Annotated in this window: 18 protein-coding genes; 7 read left to right on the top strand and 11 right to left on the bottom strand. The window is 74.5% G+C overall.

Features of this window, described 5'->3' with window-relative positions:
* Both dut and CCN44_RS21395 read right to left on the bottom strand, forming a co-directional pair.
* Nucleotides 1-552 (bottom strand): dUTP diphosphatase, encoded by a 552-nt coding sequence (dut, locus tag CCN44_RS21400; protein WP_059253048.1) that lies wholly within the window; start codon nt 550-552, stop codon nt 1-3.
* Nucleotides 549-941 carry a PaaI family thioesterase gene (locus CCN44_RS21395; RefSeq protein ID WP_086698699.1) on the bottom strand — a complete coding sequence of 131 codons (393 nt, stop codon included), beginning with the start codon at nt 939-941 and terminating at the stop codon, nt 549-551. The genes dut and CCN44_RS21395 overlap by 4 nt, the downstream gene beginning before the upstream one ends.
* 8 nt (nt 942-949) lie before the next feature.
* Here CCN44_RS21395 and CCN44_RS21390 point away from each other — a divergent pair, with 8 nt between their 5' ends.
* Entirely contained in the window at nt 950-2,215 is a 1,266-nt protein-coding gene (locus tag CCN44_RS21390; RefSeq protein ID WP_086698697.1) for an NAD(P)/FAD-dependent oxidoreductase, read from the top strand.
* 110 nt (nt 2,216-2,325) lie between these two features.
* Here CCN44_RS21390 and CCN44_RS21385 read toward each other — a convergent pair whose 3' ends face one another.
* The 5 genes from CCN44_RS21385 to CCN44_RS21365 all read right to left on the bottom strand — a co-directional run bounded on the left by CCN44_RS21385 (nt 2,326) and on the right by CCN44_RS21365 (nt 8,321).
* Nucleotides 2,326-3,276, bottom strand: coding sequence for an aminoglycoside phosphotransferase/kinase family protein (locus CCN44_RS21385; RefSeq protein ID WP_086698694.1), 951 nt, complete (start codon nt 3,274-3,276; stop codon nt 2,326-2,328).
* 207 nt (nt 3,277-3,483) lie between these two features.
* Nucleotides 3,484-4,626, bottom strand: a complete 1,143-nt coding sequence (locus CCN44_RS21380) for an XdhC family protein (RefSeq protein ID WP_086698691.1) — start codon at nt 4,624-4,626, stop codon at nt 3,484-3,486.
* Nucleotides 4,619-6,754 (bottom strand): xanthine dehydrogenase family protein molybdopterin-binding subunit, encoded by a 2,136-nt coding sequence (locus CCN44_RS21375; RefSeq protein ID WP_086698687.1) that lies wholly within the window; start codon nt 6,752-6,754, stop codon nt 4,619-4,621. Before CCN44_RS21375 ends, CCN44_RS21380 begins: the two co-directional genes overlap by 8 nt.
* Nucleotides 6,751-7,743 carry an FAD binding domain-containing protein gene (locus tag CCN44_RS21370; protein ID WP_086698683.1) on the bottom strand — a complete coding sequence of 331 codons (993 nt, stop codon included), beginning with the start codon at nt 7,741-7,743 and terminating at the stop codon, nt 6,751-6,753. Before CCN44_RS21370 ends, CCN44_RS21375 begins: the two co-directional genes overlap by 4 nt.
* Nucleotides 7,740-8,321, bottom strand: a complete 582-nt coding sequence (locus CCN44_RS21365; protein ID WP_059256220.1) for a (2Fe-2S)-binding protein — start codon at nt 8,319-8,321, stop codon at nt 7,740-7,742. The genes CCN44_RS21370 and CCN44_RS21365 overlap by 4 nt, the downstream gene beginning before the upstream one ends.
* A gap of 267 nt (nt 8,322-8,588) precedes the next feature.
* Between CCN44_RS21365 and CCN44_RS21360 the strand changes: the two genes are divergently transcribed.
* Entirely contained in the window at nt 8,589-9,167 is a 579-nt protein-coding gene (locus CCN44_RS21360) for a TetR/AcrR family transcriptional regulator (protein ID WP_059256218.1), read from the top strand.
* Nucleotides 9,168-9,278: 111 nt separating this feature from the next.
* Here CCN44_RS21360 and CCN44_RS21355 read toward each other — a convergent pair whose 3' ends face one another.
* Entirely contained in the window at nt 9,279-9,776 is a 498-nt protein-coding gene (locus tag CCN44_RS21355; protein WP_086698680.1) for a CBS domain-containing protein, read from the bottom strand.
* 244 nt (nt 9,777-10,020) lie between these two features.
* On the opposite strand from CCN44_RS21355, the gene CCN44_RS21350 reads away from it, so the two are divergent.
* The 4 genes from CCN44_RS21350 (at nt 10,021) to CCN44_RS21340 (ending at nt 13,294) form a co-directional block, all read left to right on the top strand.
* Entirely contained in the window at nt 10,021-10,716 is a 696-nt protein-coding gene (locus CCN44_RS21350; RefSeq protein ID WP_086698676.1) for a CBS domain-containing protein, read from the top strand.
* 222 nt (nt 10,717-10,938) lie between these two features.
* Nucleotides 10,939-12,303, top strand: coding sequence for an MBL fold metallo-hydrolase (locus tag CCN44_RS21345; RefSeq protein WP_086698672.1), 1,365 nt, complete (start codon nt 10,939-10,941; stop codon nt 12,301-12,303).
* 53 nt (nt 12,304-12,356) lie between these two features.
* Nucleotides 12,357-12,533, top strand: a complete 177-nt coding sequence (locus tag CCN44_RS44500; protein WP_158103135.1) for a hypothetical protein — start codon at nt 12,357-12,359, stop codon at nt 12,531-12,533.
* Nucleotides 12,530-13,294, top strand: a complete 765-nt coding sequence (locus tag CCN44_RS21340) for a sulfite exporter TauE/SafE family protein (protein ID WP_086698669.1) — start codon at nt 12,530-12,532, stop codon at nt 13,292-13,294. Before CCN44_RS44500 ends, CCN44_RS21340 begins: the two co-directional genes overlap by 4 nt.
* Before the next feature lie 21 nt (nt 13,295-13,315).
* Here CCN44_RS21340 and CCN44_RS21335 read toward each other — a convergent pair whose 3' ends face one another.
* Entirely contained in the window at nt 13,316-13,603 is a 288-nt protein-coding gene (locus CCN44_RS21335; RefSeq protein ID WP_059256491.1) for a metal-sensitive transcriptional regulator, read from the bottom strand.
* An 81-nt stretch (nt 13,604-13,684) separates the two neighbouring features.
* On the opposite strand from CCN44_RS21335, the gene CCN44_RS21330 reads away from it, so the two are divergent.
* On the top strand, nt 13,685-14,263 hold the full coding sequence (locus CCN44_RS21330; RefSeq protein WP_059256212.1) for a rhodanese-like domain-containing protein: 579 nt from the start codon (nt 13,685-13,687) through the stop codon (nt 14,261-14,263).
* A gap of 61 nt (nt 14,264-14,324) precedes the next feature.
* On the opposite strand, the gene CCN44_RS21325 is transcribed toward CCN44_RS21330, so the two are convergent.
* Both CCN44_RS21325 and CCN44_RS21320 read right to left on the bottom strand, forming a co-directional pair.
* Entirely contained in the window at nt 14,325-15,392 is a 1,068-nt protein-coding gene (locus CCN44_RS21325; protein WP_059256205.1) for a zinc-dependent alcohol dehydrogenase family protein, read from the bottom strand.
* Between the two features lie 140 nt (nt 15,393-15,532).
* Complete coding sequence (locus CCN44_RS21320; RefSeq protein ID WP_086698666.1) at nt 15,533-16,441, bottom strand: universal stress protein; 909 nt, start codon at nt 16,439-16,441, stop codon at nt 15,533-15,535.
* Between the last annotated feature and the right edge of the window lie 46 nt (nt 16,442-16,487).

Genomic DNA, 16,487 nt, shown 5'->3' with positions numbered 1-16,487 from the left:
TCACTGTCCTTCCCGGTCGGATACGACCGCAGCGTATCGATTCCCACCCGTCGGGCCGCCCTCGGCGGTCCGACCGCTTGTGCCGCTCTCGCCGCCCACCGCGGCATGGCCGCCGGTGGACCCGAAGCCCCCCTCGGCCCGCGCCGAGTCGGGAAGCTCCGCGACCTCCTGGAAGCGGACCCTCTCGACCTGCTGGACGACCAGTTGGGCAATCCGGTCGAAGCGCTCGAACCGCACGCTCTCGCGCGGGTCGAGATTCACCACGATCACCTTGATCTCCCCACGGTACCCGGCATCAACCGTCCCCGGGGCATTCACGAGGGCGACACCGCAGCGGGCGGCGAGACCGGAACGCGGGTGCACGAAGGCCGCGTACCCCTCGGGCAGGGCGATGGACACCCCGGTGGGCAGGACGGCCCGCTCACCGGGCTTCAGCTCGCACGCCTCGGTGGTGCGCAGATCGGCGCCCGCGTCGCCGGGGTGCTCGTACGCCGGAAGCGGGACGTCCGGGTCGACGCGCCGGATCAGCACGTCCAGGGGGGCTCGGCTCACGGGTTCACCTCGAAGGCGCGGGCGCGCCGGATCTGGTCCGGGTCGTTCATGGCGGCCTGGATCTCCTCGCTGCGGCCGTGGTCGATGAAGTGATCCACCTTGACCTCGATGAAGAGGGCGTCGGCGCGGACGGCGACCGGCCCGTCGGGGCCGCCGATGCGCCCGGTGGCGGTGGAGTAGATCTTCCGCCCGTGGACGGCGGTGACCTCGGCCTCCAGGTACAGCGTGGTGCCGACGGGCACCGGCCGCACGAAGTCCGTCTCCAGCCGTCCGGTGACGGCGATGGTCCGCAGCAGCCAGTTCAGCGAGCCGAGGGTCTCGTCCAGGGCCGTGGCGAGCACGCCGCCGTGCGCGAGGCCGCCACCATCTGCCCGGCCGCGGCCATCCAGGTGCGGGAATGAGCACGCACCGCCCCCGCATCGCCGTCGTCGGCGCGGCGGCGGCCGGACTGGCCGCCGCGGAGGGACTGCGCCGCCTGGGCTGGGACGGGGAGATAGCCCTCATCGGCGACGAACCCCATCTTCCCTACGACCGGCCGCCGCTGTCGAAGCAGATCCTCTCCGGCGCCTGGGAGCCGGAGCGCACCGCGCTGCGCGACACCGAGCAGATCGCCGCTCTCGGACTGGACCTGAGGCTGGGCACCCGTGCCCTCGCCTACGATCCCGCACGCCGCGTACTCACCCTCGGCGACGACGGGCACACCGAGCTGCGCTGCGTCGGTGTCATCGCCGCCACCGGGGTGACGCCCCGCTCGCTGCCCGGCACCGACGGGGTCGAGGGGGTGCACGTCCTGCGCACCCTGGAGGACGCGTGCGCGCTGCGCCGGCGCCTCGCCACGCCGGGCCGGCGGCTGGCCGTGGTCGGCACCGGCGTGCTCGGCGCCGAGGCCGCCGCCGTGGCCCGTGCGCTGGGGCACGAGGTCACGCTCGTCGGCACCGGGGACACGGTGATGGAGCGGGTGCTGGGTGCCGAGGTCGGAGGGCTCCTCGCCGACGTCCACCGCGCCCAGGGGGTCACCCTGCGCACGGGGCAGGCGGTCACCGGGGTCCGGGCCGAGGCCGGCCGGGCGGTCGGCGTCGTCCTCGCGGACGGCAGCACGGTGGAGGCCGACGACGTCCTGCTGGCCATCGGCTCCGACCCGGCCGTCGGCTGGCTGCGCGGCCCCGGCGCCGGGACGGCGGGTCCGGACCTGACGGACGGACTGCGCTGCGACGAGTTCTGCGCCGCGGCCCCCGGGCTCTACGGCGCCGGTGACATCGCCCGCTGGTACCACCCCGTCCTGCGCCGGGAGCTGCGGATCGAGCACCGTATGAACGCCAGCGAGCAGGGCCTCGCCGCCGCCCGCAACCTGCTGGCCGAACTGGACCCCGAACGCTTCGGCGAGCGCCGCCCGTTCACCCCGGTGCCGTACTTCTGGTCCGACCAGTACGACCTCAAGCTCCAGGCCCATGGTGTGCTGACCGGCGCCGACCGGATCGAGGTCCGTACCCTCGGCAAGGACCCGCTGCGGCTGGCCGCCCTGTACGGCGGCGACGGCCTGGCCACCGGAGTCCTGGCGATCGGACTGCCCCCGCGTCGGACGCGGGGCCTGCGTGCCCTGATCGCCACGCCCGTGCCCTGGCCCGAGGCCGTCGCACGGCTGGCGGACGCGGTGGACGCCTGACGCGGGCCGCCGCGGCCGCTGTCCCGGCGGCAGACCGCGCGGTCGCACCGCGGGGTCTGCCGTCGCAGTCGCCCGCACGGCCCGCGCGCCCGGCGCGGCGCGGCACGTGGTCAGCCGGTCAGGCCGCCGGCGAACGGCGTCGTCCGCCACTGGTCGACGGCCGGCCGCAGATAGTCCATGAGCACGGGCAGCTGGGGCACGAGCGTGAGCGAGGCGATGACCCGCAGCATCCCCACGGCGTTCACGAACCGCAGGACGTCCTCGTCCAGCGGCCTCATGCCGTTGCGCCGGGCGCCGCGGTCGTAGGCGGCTTCGAGGTCCGGCCCGAGAGCGGCGAGGTCCCACTCGACGGGGCCCGACGTGACCAGCTCGAAGTCGGCGTAGAGGTTCCCGTCCACACCGTTGAAGACGTTCGCGGGCGGGCAGTCGCCGTGGATGGGCTGGAGGTCGATCCCCGGGAACCTGTCCTCGAAAGCCCTGCGCGAGCGCACGAAGGGTTCCAGGACGTGCCACTCCCGGCGCGCGCGGTCCAGTTCGGCCGGGCCGACGAGGTCGGGGCGCTGTTCGAGCAGGACGAGGCTTTCCCCGATGAAGTCCGGCTCGGCAGCGGACAGGAACGACAGCCGGCCCGGGTAGGCGCGCATCGCCGCGTGCAGATCGGCGACGCTTTCCGAGTTCGCCGGGTAGTCGGGGGCCTTGTCCCGGTCCTCCTCGACGAACGGCCAGAACGTCATGGAGAACCCGTCCCGCCGGACGGGTTCTCGTGGCACGAGCGGGCTGGGCGGGATCACGGGGCATCCCTGGTCCGCGAGCCACCGGGTCACGTCGAGTTCCGCCTGCTGGCGGCGGGCCAGGGCGTCGAGGCTCACGCTGTGCGGCAGGACGGTCGGGATCCGGACCACGACGGGCGCAGGCGTGAGGCGGACGACGACGGAGAACAGATCGTGGAGCACGTCGGCGTCCGTCACGGCGAGGCCGAGATCGCGCGCCGCCGCGACAGCCGCGTCGACGGCCGCGGAGGTGCGTGCGGTGAGCTGTTCCGGGGTCAGGGACTCGGCCATGGTCCGATCATGGCACGCACGCGGAGCGGCCGGGGAGGCGTTCGGCCGAAGATGCAGGGCCCCGGCCCCGTGGCCTGCTGCCCGCGGCCGTCCTGTGCTCCGGAGCCGCGTTCGGCCCGGTGTGGCCCGGGTCGACGGGCCTGTGGAGCAGATCGCGGAGGTCACCCGCCTGGCGGCGAGGGTCGCGGCGGGCTTCCCTTCGTGCCGTCAGGCGACCGCCGGCCTCCCTCCTTCTCCGGCCTCGTGGTGGATCGGCGTGGTCGAACCGGTCAGGGGCACGCCCGTCCCGCCCCGCCTGGTGGCGACGATCTCCGCGGCGATCGACAGGGCGGTCTCCTCCGGTGTGCGGGCGCCGAGGTCGAGGCCGATCGGTGAGCGGAGCCGGGCCAGTTCGCGTTCGGTCAGGCCTTCCGCCCGCAGGCGCCGGTCGCGGTCCTCGTGGGTGCGGCGCGAGCCCATCGCGCCGACGAACGCGGCCGGCGTCCGCAGGGCCACTTTCAGCAGGGGTACGTCGAACTTCGCGTCGTGGGTGAGCACGCACAGGACCGTGCGGGCGTCGGTGGCGGTGCGCCGCAGATAGCGGTGCGGCCAGTCGACCACGACCTCGTCGGCGTCCGGGAAGCGGTCGCGGGTGGCGAAGACGGGGCGGGCGTCGCAGACGGTCACGTGGTAGCCGAGGAACTTGCCGGCCCGGGCCAGTGCCGACGCGAAGTCGACCGCGCCGAAGACGATCATGCGCGGGGGCGGCACGTTCGACTCGACCAGCAGGGTCACTCCGCCGGGGCAGTGCGAGCCGTCCGCCGACAGATCCACCGTGCCGGTGCGGCCCGCCTCCAGCAGCGCCCGGGCCTCGGCCGCCGCCGTCCGGTCCAGGTCCGGGTGACCGCCGAGCCCGCCCTCGCACGTGCCGTCGGACCGGACCAGCAGGGCCCGGCCGAGGAGTTCGGCGGGGCCCCGGGCGACCCGGGCGAGGGCCGCCGGCTCGCCTCGGGCGGCGGCCGACAGCGCCGGGCCGAGGACCGTCCGGGCGGATGCCCCGGCGGGCACCGGCGTGATCAGCACGTCGATCGTCCCGCCGCAGGTCAGTCCCACGGCGAACGCGTCCTCGTCGCTGTAGCCGAACCGTTCGAGGACGCTCTCCCCGGTGCGGAGCGCCTCCTGGCACAGGTCGTACACCGCGCCCTCGACGCAGCCGCCGGAGACCGAGCCGACGGCGGTGCCCGCGCCGTCGACGGCGAGGGCGGCACCGGGCCCGCGCGGGGCGCTGCCGCCCACGGCCACCACGGTGGCGACGGCGAACTCCCGGCCCTCCTCGGTCCACCGGTGCAGTTCCGCGGCCAGGTCAAGCATCCCGCGCTCCCGCGGCGGCCGACAGGACGCGGTCCGGCCGGATGGGCAGGCTGCGGTGGCGTACGCCGGTCGCGTGCCAGACCGCGTTGGCGACGGCGGCCGCGGCGCCGACGACGCCGATCTCGCCGATGCCCTTGATCCCGACCGGGTCGTCCGGGTCCGTGTCGTCGATCCAGTCGGCCTCGATACGGGGGACGTCGGCGTGGGTGGCGACGTGGTAGCCCGCGAGGTCCGCGCCGACGGGGCCGCCGGAGGCGCGGTCCCGGACCGCCTCCTCGTGCAGGGCCATGGAGATGCCCCAGATCATGCCGCCCAGGAACTGGTTGCGCGCGGTGAGCGGGTTGACGATCCGGCCCGCCGCGAAGATGCCGAGCATGCGCCGTACGCGGACCTCGCCGGTGGTGACGTCCACGGCGACCTCGGCGAACTGCGCCCCGAAGGAGTGCCGTTCGGCGGGGGCGAGGGCGCCCAGGGCCTCGGTGGTGTCCGCTCGTACCGTCAGGCCCTCCACGGGGATGTCGGCGCCGAGGGCCAGCCGTTCGCGCAGTTCGCCGGCCGCCGTCTTGACGGCCCAGGACCAGGAGCGGGTGCCCATCGAGCCGCCGGCGATCATGGCCGGGCCGAAGTCGCTGTCGCCGATGCGCACCCGGACCCGCTCCGGGGGCACCTGGAGCGCGTCGGCGGCGACCAGGGCGAGCGCGGTACGGGCCCCGGTGCCGATGTCGGCCGCGGAGATCCGGACGGTGAAGGTGCCGTCCGGATGCGCGGTCGCGGTCGCGGTCGACGGGGCGGCACCGGCCGGGAAGGAGGCCGCCGCCGTACCGGTGCCGAGCAGCCAGCGTCCCTCCCGGCGCACTCCGGGACGGCTGTCCCGGTCCGCCCAGCCGAACCTGCGGGCGCCCTCCCGGAAGCAGGCGGCCAGATTGCGGCCCGCGAACGGCAGGCCCGACACCGGACCCGTCTCGGGTTCGTTGCGCAGGCGCAGCTCGATCGGGTCGATCCCGCACTTCTCGGCGAGTTCGTCGAGCGCCGCCTCCAGCGCGAACGATCCCGGGGCCTCGCCGGGGGCGCGCATCCACGTCGGGGTCGGCACGTCGAGCCGTACGACGTGATTGGCGGTGTGGTGGGCGTCGGCGTCGTACATCACCCGGGCCACCCCGGCGCTCGGTTCGACGAACTCGTGCACCGTGGAGGTGCGGCTGACGGAGCGGTGCTCCAGTGCGCGCAGGCGTCCGTCGGCGTCGGCGCCGAGCCGGACCCGCTGGGCGGTGGGACTGCGGTAGCCGGCCAGCGAGAACATCTGCCGCCGGGTCAGGACGACGCGGACGGGCCGTTGGAGCAGGGTCGCGGCCATCACGGCGGCCACCTGGTGGGCTCGCACCCCCTTGCTGCCGAAGCCGCCGCCGACGTGCTCGGAGCGTACGCGCACGGAGGCCGGGTCGAGCGAGAAGAGGCTGGCGAGTTCCCCGGCGACCCAGGTGACACCCTGGTTGGAGTCGATCACCTCCAGCCGTCCGTCGTCCCAGCGGGCGGTCGCCGCGTGGGGTTCCATCGGGTTGTGGTGCTCTTCGGGGGTGGTGTATTCGGCGTCCACGACGACGGCCGAGGAGGCCAGTCGGGCGTCCAGGTCGCCCTTCTCCGTCACCGCCGGCATGTGGCCGTCCACGGGGCGGGCGTCCGGGTGGTCGGCCGTGAACTCGACGTCGTGCGGCTCCTGTTCGTAGTGCACGACGAGGGCCTCGGCGGCCTCCCTCGCCTGCTCGGACGTCTCCGCGACGACCAGTGCCACCGGCCAGCCCAGGTGCGGCACCCGGTCGTGCTGGAAGACGGCGCAGGTCGGGTCGGGCTTGCCCAGCATTCCGGTGTAGTCGGTGTCGAGGTGCGGGGCGTTGCGGTGGTCGAGGACGGCGAGGACGCCCGGCATGGCGAGGACGGGGTCGGTGTCGAGGGCGCGGATGCGGCCGCGGGCGATGGTGGACAGCACCAGCCAGCCGTGGGCGAGGTCGGCGAAGGGCACCTCGGCCGCGTAGCGGGCCGCTCCGGTGACCTTGTCCCGGCCCTCGACGCGGGTGTGGCCGGTGCCGACGGAGGCTGTCCGGGCGGTTGTTCCGGTGGTGACGGCGGTCATCGGGGGGTCTCCTCGGCGAGTTCGGTCAGCACGGCCACCACGAGGTTGCGGATGAGGTCCACCTTGTAGCCGTTGTGCGGCAGCGGCCGTGCCGCCGCCAGCTCGGCGTCCGCAGCGGCGGCGTACGTCTCGGGTCCGGCCGGTGCGCCGGTCAGGACCCGTTCGGCCGCGGCGGCCCGCCAGGGGCGGGACGCGACGGCCCCGAAGGCCAGGCGTACGTCCCGCACGACGCCGTCGCGGATGTCGAGCGCGGCGGCCAGGGAGCCGATGGCGAAGGCGTAGGAGGCGCGCTCGCGCACCTTGCGGTAGCGGGAGTGGGCGGCGACCGGGGCGGGCGGCAGGGTGATGCCGGTGATCAGCGCGCCCGCCGGCAGGGCGGTCTCCCGGTGCGGGGTGTCGCCGACGGGCAGGTAGAAGTCGGTGAGCGGCAAGTCGCCGGGTCCGTCCGCCGTTTCGAAGTGGACCACGGCGTCGAAGGCGGTCAGGGCCACGGCCATGTCCGAGGCGTGCACGGCCACGCAGTGGTCGGAGGCGCCCAGGATGGCGTGGTTGCGGTGCTCGCCCGCGACGGCGGGGCAGCCGCTGCCGGGCACCCGCTTGTTGCAGGGCCGGCTGACGTCCGCGAAGTAGCCGCAGCGGGTGCGCTGCAGCAGGTTCCCGCCGACGGTGGCCATGTTGCGCAGCTGCCCCGACGCCCCGGCCAGGACCGCCTGGGCGAGCGCCGGGTAGCGGCGCCGGACCTCTGGGTGGGCGGCCAGGTCGCCGTTGGTGACGGTGGCGCCGATCCGCAGCCCGCCCTCGGGTGTCGTCTCGATCCGGTCGAGCGGCAGCTCGCGGATGTCGATGAGCCGTGCGGGGCGCTCGACACCGGTCTTCATGAGGTCGACGAGATTGGTGCCGCCGCCGAGGAAGCGGGTGTCCGGGTCGGCGTCGAGCAGGGCGACGGCGCCGGCGACGTCGTGCGCCCGCTGGTAGTCGAACTCCCTCATGCCACGGTCTCCTTCGTGCCCTCGGCGAGGGTCGCGTGTCCCTCGTCCGGGTGAGTTTCCGCCGCGCGGGCCACCGCTTCGACGATCGCGACGTACGCGCCGCAGCGGCACAGGTTTCCGCTCATCCGTTCCCGGATCTCGTCGGCGGTCAGGGGCGGCGGCCCCGCTTCGGGGCGGACGTCCTCGGTGACGGCGCTCGGCCAGCCCGCCGCGTGTTCCTCGATCATGCCGATCGCCGAGCAGATCTGGCCCGGGGTGCAGTAGCCGCACTGGAAACCGTCGAGGTCGAGGAAGGCCTGCTGCACGGGGTGCAGCCGCTCGCCGTCGGCCACGCCTTCGATCGTGGTGATCTCCCGGCCCTCGGCCGCCACGGCCAGTTGCAGGCAGGCGACGGCCCGCCGCCCGTCCAGCAGGACCGTACAGGCGCCGCACTGGCCCTGGTCGCAGCCCTTCTTGGTGCCGGTCAGGTCGAGACGCTCGCGCAGCGCGTCGAGCAGGGTGGTGCGGTGATCGACGGGCAGTGTGTGCTTCTCGCCGTTGATCTTCAATGTGATGACACTGGACGTCGATGAGGCCATGGGCTGCTTCTCTCGCATTTCAGGACAGACGGGTGGGCCGGCAGCCGAGGTGTCGGGCGGCGGGTAGTGCGTCGTGCGGGCCTGTGCCACGGGGGCGAAGCGAAGGTGCAAGGTGCTGGGACCGGAACAGTGCAGCTGGCGGCTGCCGCGGGGGTGCGTCCACCGCTATGGTGGACGTGACCGGACAGCTGTCCGCTACTTGGAAACTTAACGGACAGCTGTCCGCTTAGCAAGGGCGAGGTTTTGGCCACGCCTTGAGGAGGACGAGTGCCTCAGCAGAAGGACTCACCCCGGCGCTCCGACGCACAGCGCAACCGCGAGCGCATCCTGGAGGTGGCACTCACCGAGCTGTCGCGCTGCGCGAACGCCCCGCTGAGCGCGATCGCCAAGAAGGCCGGTGTCGGACAGGGCACCTTCTACCGCAACTTCCCCAACCGCGAATCCCTCGTGCTGGAGATCTACCGCCACGAGATGCAGCAGGTCGCCGACAGCGCGGAGCATCTGCTCGGCACCCGGGCGCCCGACGAGGCCCTGCGCGCCTGGATGGACCGGCTGTCCGAGTTCGCCATGACCAAGGCCGGGCTGGCCGACGCGATCCGGCAGGCCACCAGCGCGCCGGGCGGCCCCGCGAAGCCGTCGCCCACTCCGGTGGCCCGTGCGGCGGAACTGCTGCTCCGCGCGAACGAGGAGGCCGGCACCATCCGGCCCGGCGTCACCGCGGACGACTTCCTCCTCGCCATCGCCGGCCTGTGGCAGCTCGACCCGCACGACGACTGGCGGCCCCGCGCGACCCGGCTCCTCGACCTGATCATGGACGGACTGCGTACGGGAGCGCGCCGGGCGTGAGGCGCCGGACCGCCGGGGCCGGGCGTGCCGCGAGCGTGTCTCTGCCGTGCGCCTTCCCCTGCCCTGCGCGTTTCCCTGCGTGGCGCGTCTCGCTCCCGCGGGCGTCGGGCGCTACGGAATGGGAATGCCGCAGGCCTCCTCCCTGCGGCGAGGCGGCAGTCCGGGCAGCGTGGCCCGCAGGTGCGGCGCCTGCCGCGCCGGCCCGGCCGTGCGGCGCAGGCCGGCGGCGGCGGCCACGTAGTCCTGCGCCGTGAGCAGGCCGGTCAGCCGCCCGTGCGGGTCGGTGACCGGCAGCGCGTCTCTGTGTTCCTCCGTCATCACGGCCGCCGCGCGGAGGGCCGGCTCCTCGGGGTGGACCGTGACCGTGCGCCGCCCGCGCACAAGGTCCCGCACGCTGCGCCGGGACAGTGTCACCGTGGGGTCCGCGCAGGCGACGGCGAGTTCGGCGCGCTCCAGCAGGCCGGCGCAGGAGCCGTCCTGACGGACCACCGGCAGATGGCTCTGCCCGGACCGTTCGACCACCTCCCAGGCCATCAGCACCGTCTCGTCCTCGCCGATGGAGTACGGCGCCCCGTTCATCATGGCGCCCACGGAGAGCCTCTCGTCCATGGCCGTCTCCTCCCGATCGGCGCCGGCCGGGCCGGCGAACGTGCCCGGCGTTCTCGCCCGGCAGGGCGGGCGGCGGGTGCCCGACCTCGCCCACCCCCAGAATCACGCCTTCGGGCAGGCCGGACCAGCCCCGCAGAGCCCCGCGGCCCGACCCGGGTGACCGGGTGGTGCGGGCACCCGGTGGCGCGCAGGCTGGTATCGGCAGCCCATGCGGTCGGGGAGGAGGACGTTCCAGGAGGAGGTCATGGACAGCGGTCCTCACCGGGTGAGTGATGTGATGACGCGCGCCGTCGTCGCCGTGGGCCGCAAGGCCCTGTTCAAGGACATCGTCGAACGCATGCAGCAGTGGAACGTCGGCGCCCTGCCGGTACTGGAGGGCGACGGCCGGGTCATCGGTGTGGTGTCCGAGGCGGATCTGCTGCCGAAGGAGGAGTTCCGGGACCGCGATCCCGACCGGTCGACCCGGCTGCGCCGCCTGCCCGACCTGGCCAAGGCCGCGGCGGTGTGCGCCGAGGAGCTGATGAGCTCCCCCGCCGTCACCGTGCACGCCGACGCCACGCTCGCCGAGGCCGCGCGCATCATGGCGCTGAAGCGGGTCAAGCGGCTGCCCGTGGTGAATGCCGAGGGTGTGCTGGACGGCGTGATCAGCCGCGGCGACCTGCTGAAGGTGTTCCTCCGACCGGACAACGACCTCGCCGACGAGATCCGCCGCGATGTCGTCGACGTCCTCTTCCCGGCCCCGGTCGAACCCGTGCACATCATGGTCACCGACGGCGTCGCGACACTGACCGGACGCGTCGGCGACCCCGAGCGCATTCCCCTGGCCGTGCGTCTGGTCCGGGGCGTCGAAGGGATCGTGGGCGTGGACTGCCGGCTCACCGCCGCCGGCTCCGACTCCGGCTCCGACGAACCGGTGGCGGACAGCCGCCGCACCGGGTGACGGCAGGCGGCAGGGACGGGTGGCCCCCCGCTCGGGGCCGACCGGCACTGGGGGTACGTGTACGTCACCGGAGACAGTGAGTCCAGGAGCGGCATCGATCCCCCGCGGTGCCGCTCCGTCCACGTCGCGCCGGCGGACACCCCCTCAAAAATACCCCGGGGGGTAATCGTGCTACCGTCCAGACATACCCCCCGGGGTAATTTCGCTGGAAGGGAGTACCCCGTGTTCTTCGTCGACACGATCGAGGTGTCCGGACTCGGCAACCGCAGCCATCTGGCAGGCGGCGAGCGGACGGCCGTGGTGGTGGACCCGCCGCGTGACATCGACCGGCTGATCGCGGCGGCCGCACGGCGGGGGGTGCGGATATCCCACGTCGTCGAGACGCACGTCCACAACGACTACGTCACCGGCGGCCTGGAGCTGGCCCGCGTCACGGGCGCCGCGTACCTGGTCCCCGCCGGGGCCCGCGTCTCCTACGACCGCGTACCGGTGCACGACGGCGACCGCCTGGAGATCGACGCGACCGCCGGCCTGTCGCTGCGCGCGCTGGCGACCCCCGGCCACACCCCGCACCACACCTCCTACGTGCTGGAGGAGCACGGCACGGCCGTCGCCGTCTTCACCGGCGGCTCGCTGCTGATCGGCACCGTCGGCCGGCCCGACCTGGTCGAACCACGGCTGACCGAGGACCTCGCCCGGGCGCAGCACGCCTCCGCGCACCGCCTGGCCGCCGAGCTGCCGGACGACACCGCGGTGCTGCCCACGCACGGCTTCGGCAGCTTCTGCTCGTCCGGCCGGGCGGAGGGCGGGTCCACCACGATCGGCGAGGAGAAGACCAGGAACGAGGCGCTGGTGCGGGACGTCGACAGCTTCGTCACCGCCCTGCTCGCCGGTCTGGACGACGTTCCCGCGTACTACGCGCACATGGGGCCGGCCAACACCGCGGGGCCGGCGCCGGTCGACCTGACCCCGCCCGCCGTCGCGGACGCCGAGGAGATCGCCGCCCGGCTGGCCGCCGGGGAGTGGGTGGTCGACCTGCGCAACCGGGTCGCCTTCGCCGAGGGGCATGTGGCGGGTTCGCTCAACTTCGAGGCCGAGGGGCAGCTCGCCACCTACCTGGCCTGGCTGATTCCGTGGGGCAAGCCGGTGACCCTGCTCGCCGAGTCCGCCGGACAGCTCGCCGCCGCCCAGCGGGAGCTGGTCCGGGTCGGCATCGACCGGCCGGCCGCCGCGGCCACCGGAGGACCGGCGCGCTGGGCCCGCAGGGGCGAGAGCCTCGCCTCCTTCCGGCGGGCGACGTTCGCGGACCTCGCGGGGCGTCCGAGGGACGGCGTGGTCGTCCTGGACGTCCGCCGGGACGCCGAACGGGCGACGGGGTTCGTGGCGGGTTCGGTCCACCTCCCCCTCCACACCCTGCACCACCGTCTTCACGAGGTCCCCGAGGGACAGGTCTGGGTGCACTGCGCCGGCGGCATGCGCGCCGCCATCGCCGCCTCCCTGCTGGACGCCGCGGGCCGTGACGTCGTCGCCGTGGACGACTCCTTCGACGCGGCCGAGCGGGCCGGGCTCACCGTCCGGACGGCATGACGGCGCCCGCCGCCGATCAGCGCACCGGAAGACGGACAGGAGAGAGAACCACGATGAGCCTCTTCCGAGGCCACCCAGGAGTGCCGGGATCGATCCCCGGCGGACCACAGAAGGGCCTGCGGGAGGCCGCCGACCGCACCGGACGCGGAGGAGGCGCCGCAGTCGCCGTACGCCCGGACGTCCGGGGCCGGCGCCGGCTGCGGGCCGGCGCGGGCGGGACCGTCGCGTGAGCACCGTGATACTCGCTCTGGCCGCCGGAGCCGTCATCGGTCTGGCGCTCGGCGCGCTCGGCGGCGGCGGAAGCGTGCTGGCCGTCCCCGCCCTGATCTACCTGCTCGGCGTGACGCCCGTCGCGGCTACCACGGCGAGCCTGGTCATCGTCACCCTCACCTGCGCCGCCGCCCTGACCGCGCACGCCCGCGACGGCCATGTCCGCTGGCGCGAAGGGCTGGTGTTCGCGGCGGCGGGGATCGGCCCGGCGCTGCTGGGCGGCGCGCTCGCCGGGCACCTGCCCGCCGCCGTGCTGACCGTGTCCTTCGCCGTGGTCGCGGCCGGCGCCGCGGTCCGCATGCTCCGGCCCCCCTCGGCCGGGACCCTGCGCGGACAGCCGGACGGCGCCGTCCCCGTACGGCCGGGCCGGGCGGCGGCTGCCGGCGCCGGACTGGGCGGGCTCACCGGTGTCCTCGGCGTCGGAGGCGGCTTCCTCGCGGTGCCCGCGCTGGTCGGCGTCCTCGGTCTGCGGATGCGCGCGGCGGTGGGCACCGGCCTGCTCGTCGTCACGGTCAACTCGCTGGCCGCCCTGGCGATGCGCACCGGTACCGCCGACGGCCTGGACTGGGCGGTCACGGGGCCGTTCGCCGGTGCGGCGATCCTCGGCGCCTGGGACGGCAGGCGTCTGTCGGCGAAGCTGTCCGGGGACACCCTGCGGCGGGCCTTCGCCCTCGTCCTCCTGGCCGTGGCCGGCTTCATGCTGCTGGACGTGGTGGTGTGACGACCGCGCGCCGCGAACGGCTCAGGCCAGCGACAGGAACAGCTTCTCCAGGCGCGCGCGCATCGCCTCGGTGTCCTCGCCGTTCTTCCGGCCGGATTCGATGTCGGCCACGCACTGCTGCAGGCCGGTGGCGATGATCGCGAATCCGGCGCGGTCCAGCGCCCGGGAGGCGGCGGCCAGCTGCGTGATGACGTCCTCGCAGTCCCGCCCCTCCTCGATCATCCGGATCACTCCGGAGATCTGGCCCTGCGCACGCCGCAGCCGGTTCAGCACAGCCTTCAAAGAGGCGCCCTCGAGCTCCAGTTCCACCATCACTCCTCGCCGATACCCCTAGGGGTACTGTACGTCCCGGTCCGGGACGGCGGCGACCAGCCAAGGATCAGATCTGCCATGACCAGCCACCTCACCCTCGGCACCGACCAGGCCCACGCCCGGCTGCACGACCTCACCGTCATCGACGTCCGCACCCCCGGCGAGTACGCCTCCGGCCACCTGCCCGGAGCCCTGAACATCCCCCTGGACCAGGTCCGGCGGGCCCTGCCCGAGATCCGGCACGCGGCCGGCCGCGGTGAGGTGCTCCTGGTGTGCGCGTCCGGGGCGCGCTCGGAGAGCGCCCGCACGCTCCTCGCCGAGCACGGCATCCCGAGCGCCGCCCTGTCCGGCGGCACCAGTGCCTGGGCCGCCGACGGGCACGCCCTGGAGCGGCCCGCCGGCTACGACAGCCGTGCCGGCTGGAGCATGGAGCGTCAGGTGCGCTTCACGGCGGGCACGGCGGTCCTCCTCGGTCTGCTCCTCGGTCTGCTGGTCCACCCGGCTTTCCAGCTCCTCTCCGCCGGCATCGCGGGCGGCCTGGTCCTCTCCGCGCTCACCGACACCTGCGGCATGGCCGTCGTGCTGGCCAGGCTTCCGCACAACCGTCCCCGCCCGGCCGACCTCGCCGCGACACTCGCGGCGCTGCGCCGGGGCTGACCGCCGCCCCCGCGCCGGGCGCGGGCCCGGTGCCGGCGGCTCCGTCTCCGCCGCTGCTCCGTCAGGCCGCGGGCACCACTTCGGCGTGCTGCTCCTCGCCGAGCACCACCTTCAGCGCGCCGGTCTCCGCGGCCCGGGAGAAGATCTCGTACGCCTCCTCCATGCGGTGCAGCGGGAAGGTGTGGGTGACCAACTGTCCGGTCGGCAACCGGCCGGCGGCGGCCATCCGCAGCAGCGCGGGGACGGAGTAGGTGTCCACCAGGCCGGTCGTGATGGTCACGTTCCTGCTCCACAGGTCTTCGAGGTGCAGCGCGGCCGGCTTGCCGTGCACGCCGATGTTGGCGACGTGCCCGCCGGGGCGGACCATGCGGGTGCACAGCTCGAAGCTCTCCGGCAGGCCGACCGCCTCCACGACCACGTCCGCGCCGAGTCCGTCGGTCAGATCGGCGACCAGCTGGCCGGGCGCCTCGTGGACGTCGGCCACGGCGTCCGCGCCGAGCCGGTGGGCGGCCTCCAGCCGGGCCGGGGCCAGATCGACGGCGATGACACGTTCGGGGGACAGCAGGCGGGCCGTGGCGATGGCCGCGAGGCCGACGGGTCCGGCACCCACGACGGCGACGGTGTCCCCGGGGCGTACCCGCCCGTTCAGGACGCCCACCTCGTAGGCGGTGGGGAAGACGTCCGCGAACAGGACGGCGTCCGCGCCGCGCACGGCGCCCGGGAGCGGGTGGACGGACAGGTCGGCGTGCGGGACGCGGACGTACTCGGCCTGCGTGCCGTCGACGAGGTGGCCGAGGATCCAGCCGCCCCCGCCGCGGCACTGGCCGTAGGAGCCGTCCCGGCAGAACCGGCACCGGCCGCAGGAGGTGATGCAGGAGACCAGCACCCGGTCGCCCGGCCGTACGCCGCGGACCTCGCCGCCGACGTCGACGATCTCGCCGACCGCCTCGTGGCCGAGCACGGTACCGGGCGGCACCTCCGGCACGTCGCCCTTGAGGATGTGCAGGTCCGTCCCGCAGATGGTGACCGCGTCGACCTGGACGACGGCGTCGGTCGGTTCGGTGACGGCGGGGTCCGGGACGTCCTGCCAGGAGGCCTGTCCGGGACCGTGGAAGACGAAGCCTTTCATCGTGCTCCTCACCCTTCTCCGCGGCCGTACCGCGGAGTCCGGGGGGTTCCGGGCCGGTGCCGGGAGCGCCGCGCGCTCCTCGGTCGCGCCGGAGGCCGTGCTGCCCTGGCGTCCATGGGGTCTCCTTCCGGGCCGGTGTGTCAGCCGTGCGGGACGACCGCGACGGGGGCGGCGATGTGGTGCAGGGCGGCGTGCGTGACGTGCCCGATGTGCGCGCCGAGCGGGCGGGTGCGGATGCGCCGGCCGACGACGACCAGCGAGGCGTCGTCGCGGGCGTCGTCGACGAGGATCTGGGCGGCGCTGCCGCACCGGGTCGCCTCGGTCACGTCGACGTCCGGGAACTTCCGCCGCCAGGGGCGCAGCACCGTGGCGAGGTGGTCGGCCTGTCCGCGTGCGAGGGAGTCGTAGAGGTCGTCGTCACCGTAGAAGCCGTGGAAGGAGGTCGGTGCCACCCACCAGGCGTGTACGGCCCGCAGGGGGGCTTCGCGGAGTGCGGCGGCGACGAAGGCGAACTCCAGCAGCGTGTCGTCGGGGGCGTCGACGTCGAGGCCGAGCACGACGGGCCGGAAGGGCGCCGCGGCGGAGGGGACGCCCGCCGGGTCCATCATGTGCTCGTCGGCGGCCTGCTCCCCCGCCCGCACCAGCACCACCGGACGCTCGGCGCGGGCCACGACGGCGAGACTCACCGAGCCGACCAGGAACCCGCTCAGCGCGCTGTGGCCCCGCGAGCCCAGCACCAGCAGTCCGGCGCGGCCCGCCGCCTCGCCGAGGAGGTCGGCCGCGGTCCCCGAGCGCCGCTCGCCGGTCACCTCGACGCCGGGGTGGCGCAGACGGACGCCTTCCACGGACTCCCGTACCATCCGCTCGGCCCGGTCCCGGTACGCCCCCGGATCCCACAGCGGGGACTGGGCCAGGCGCACGGGCGCCGGTTCCTCGACGTGCACGATCTTCAGCGGGAGACCGCGCAGCAGCGCCTCCCGCGCCGCCCACTCGACCGCGGCCCGGCTCTCGGGCGAGTCGTCGAGACCTACGGTGACAGGTGCTGACATGGTCTCCGCCTCCGGGGTGAGAGTCCCTGTCTCCAGGTTGGCGCCG

Origin of the sequence: Streptomyces tricolor (assembly GCF_002155905.1) — a bacterium.
Taxonomy (GTDB): Bacteria; Actinomycetota; Actinomycetes; order Streptomycetales; family Streptomycetaceae; genus Streptomyces; species Streptomyces tricolor.
Note: the sequence above shows the minus strand (reverse complement) of the source record. Positions and strands in the feature narration are given on the sequence as shown.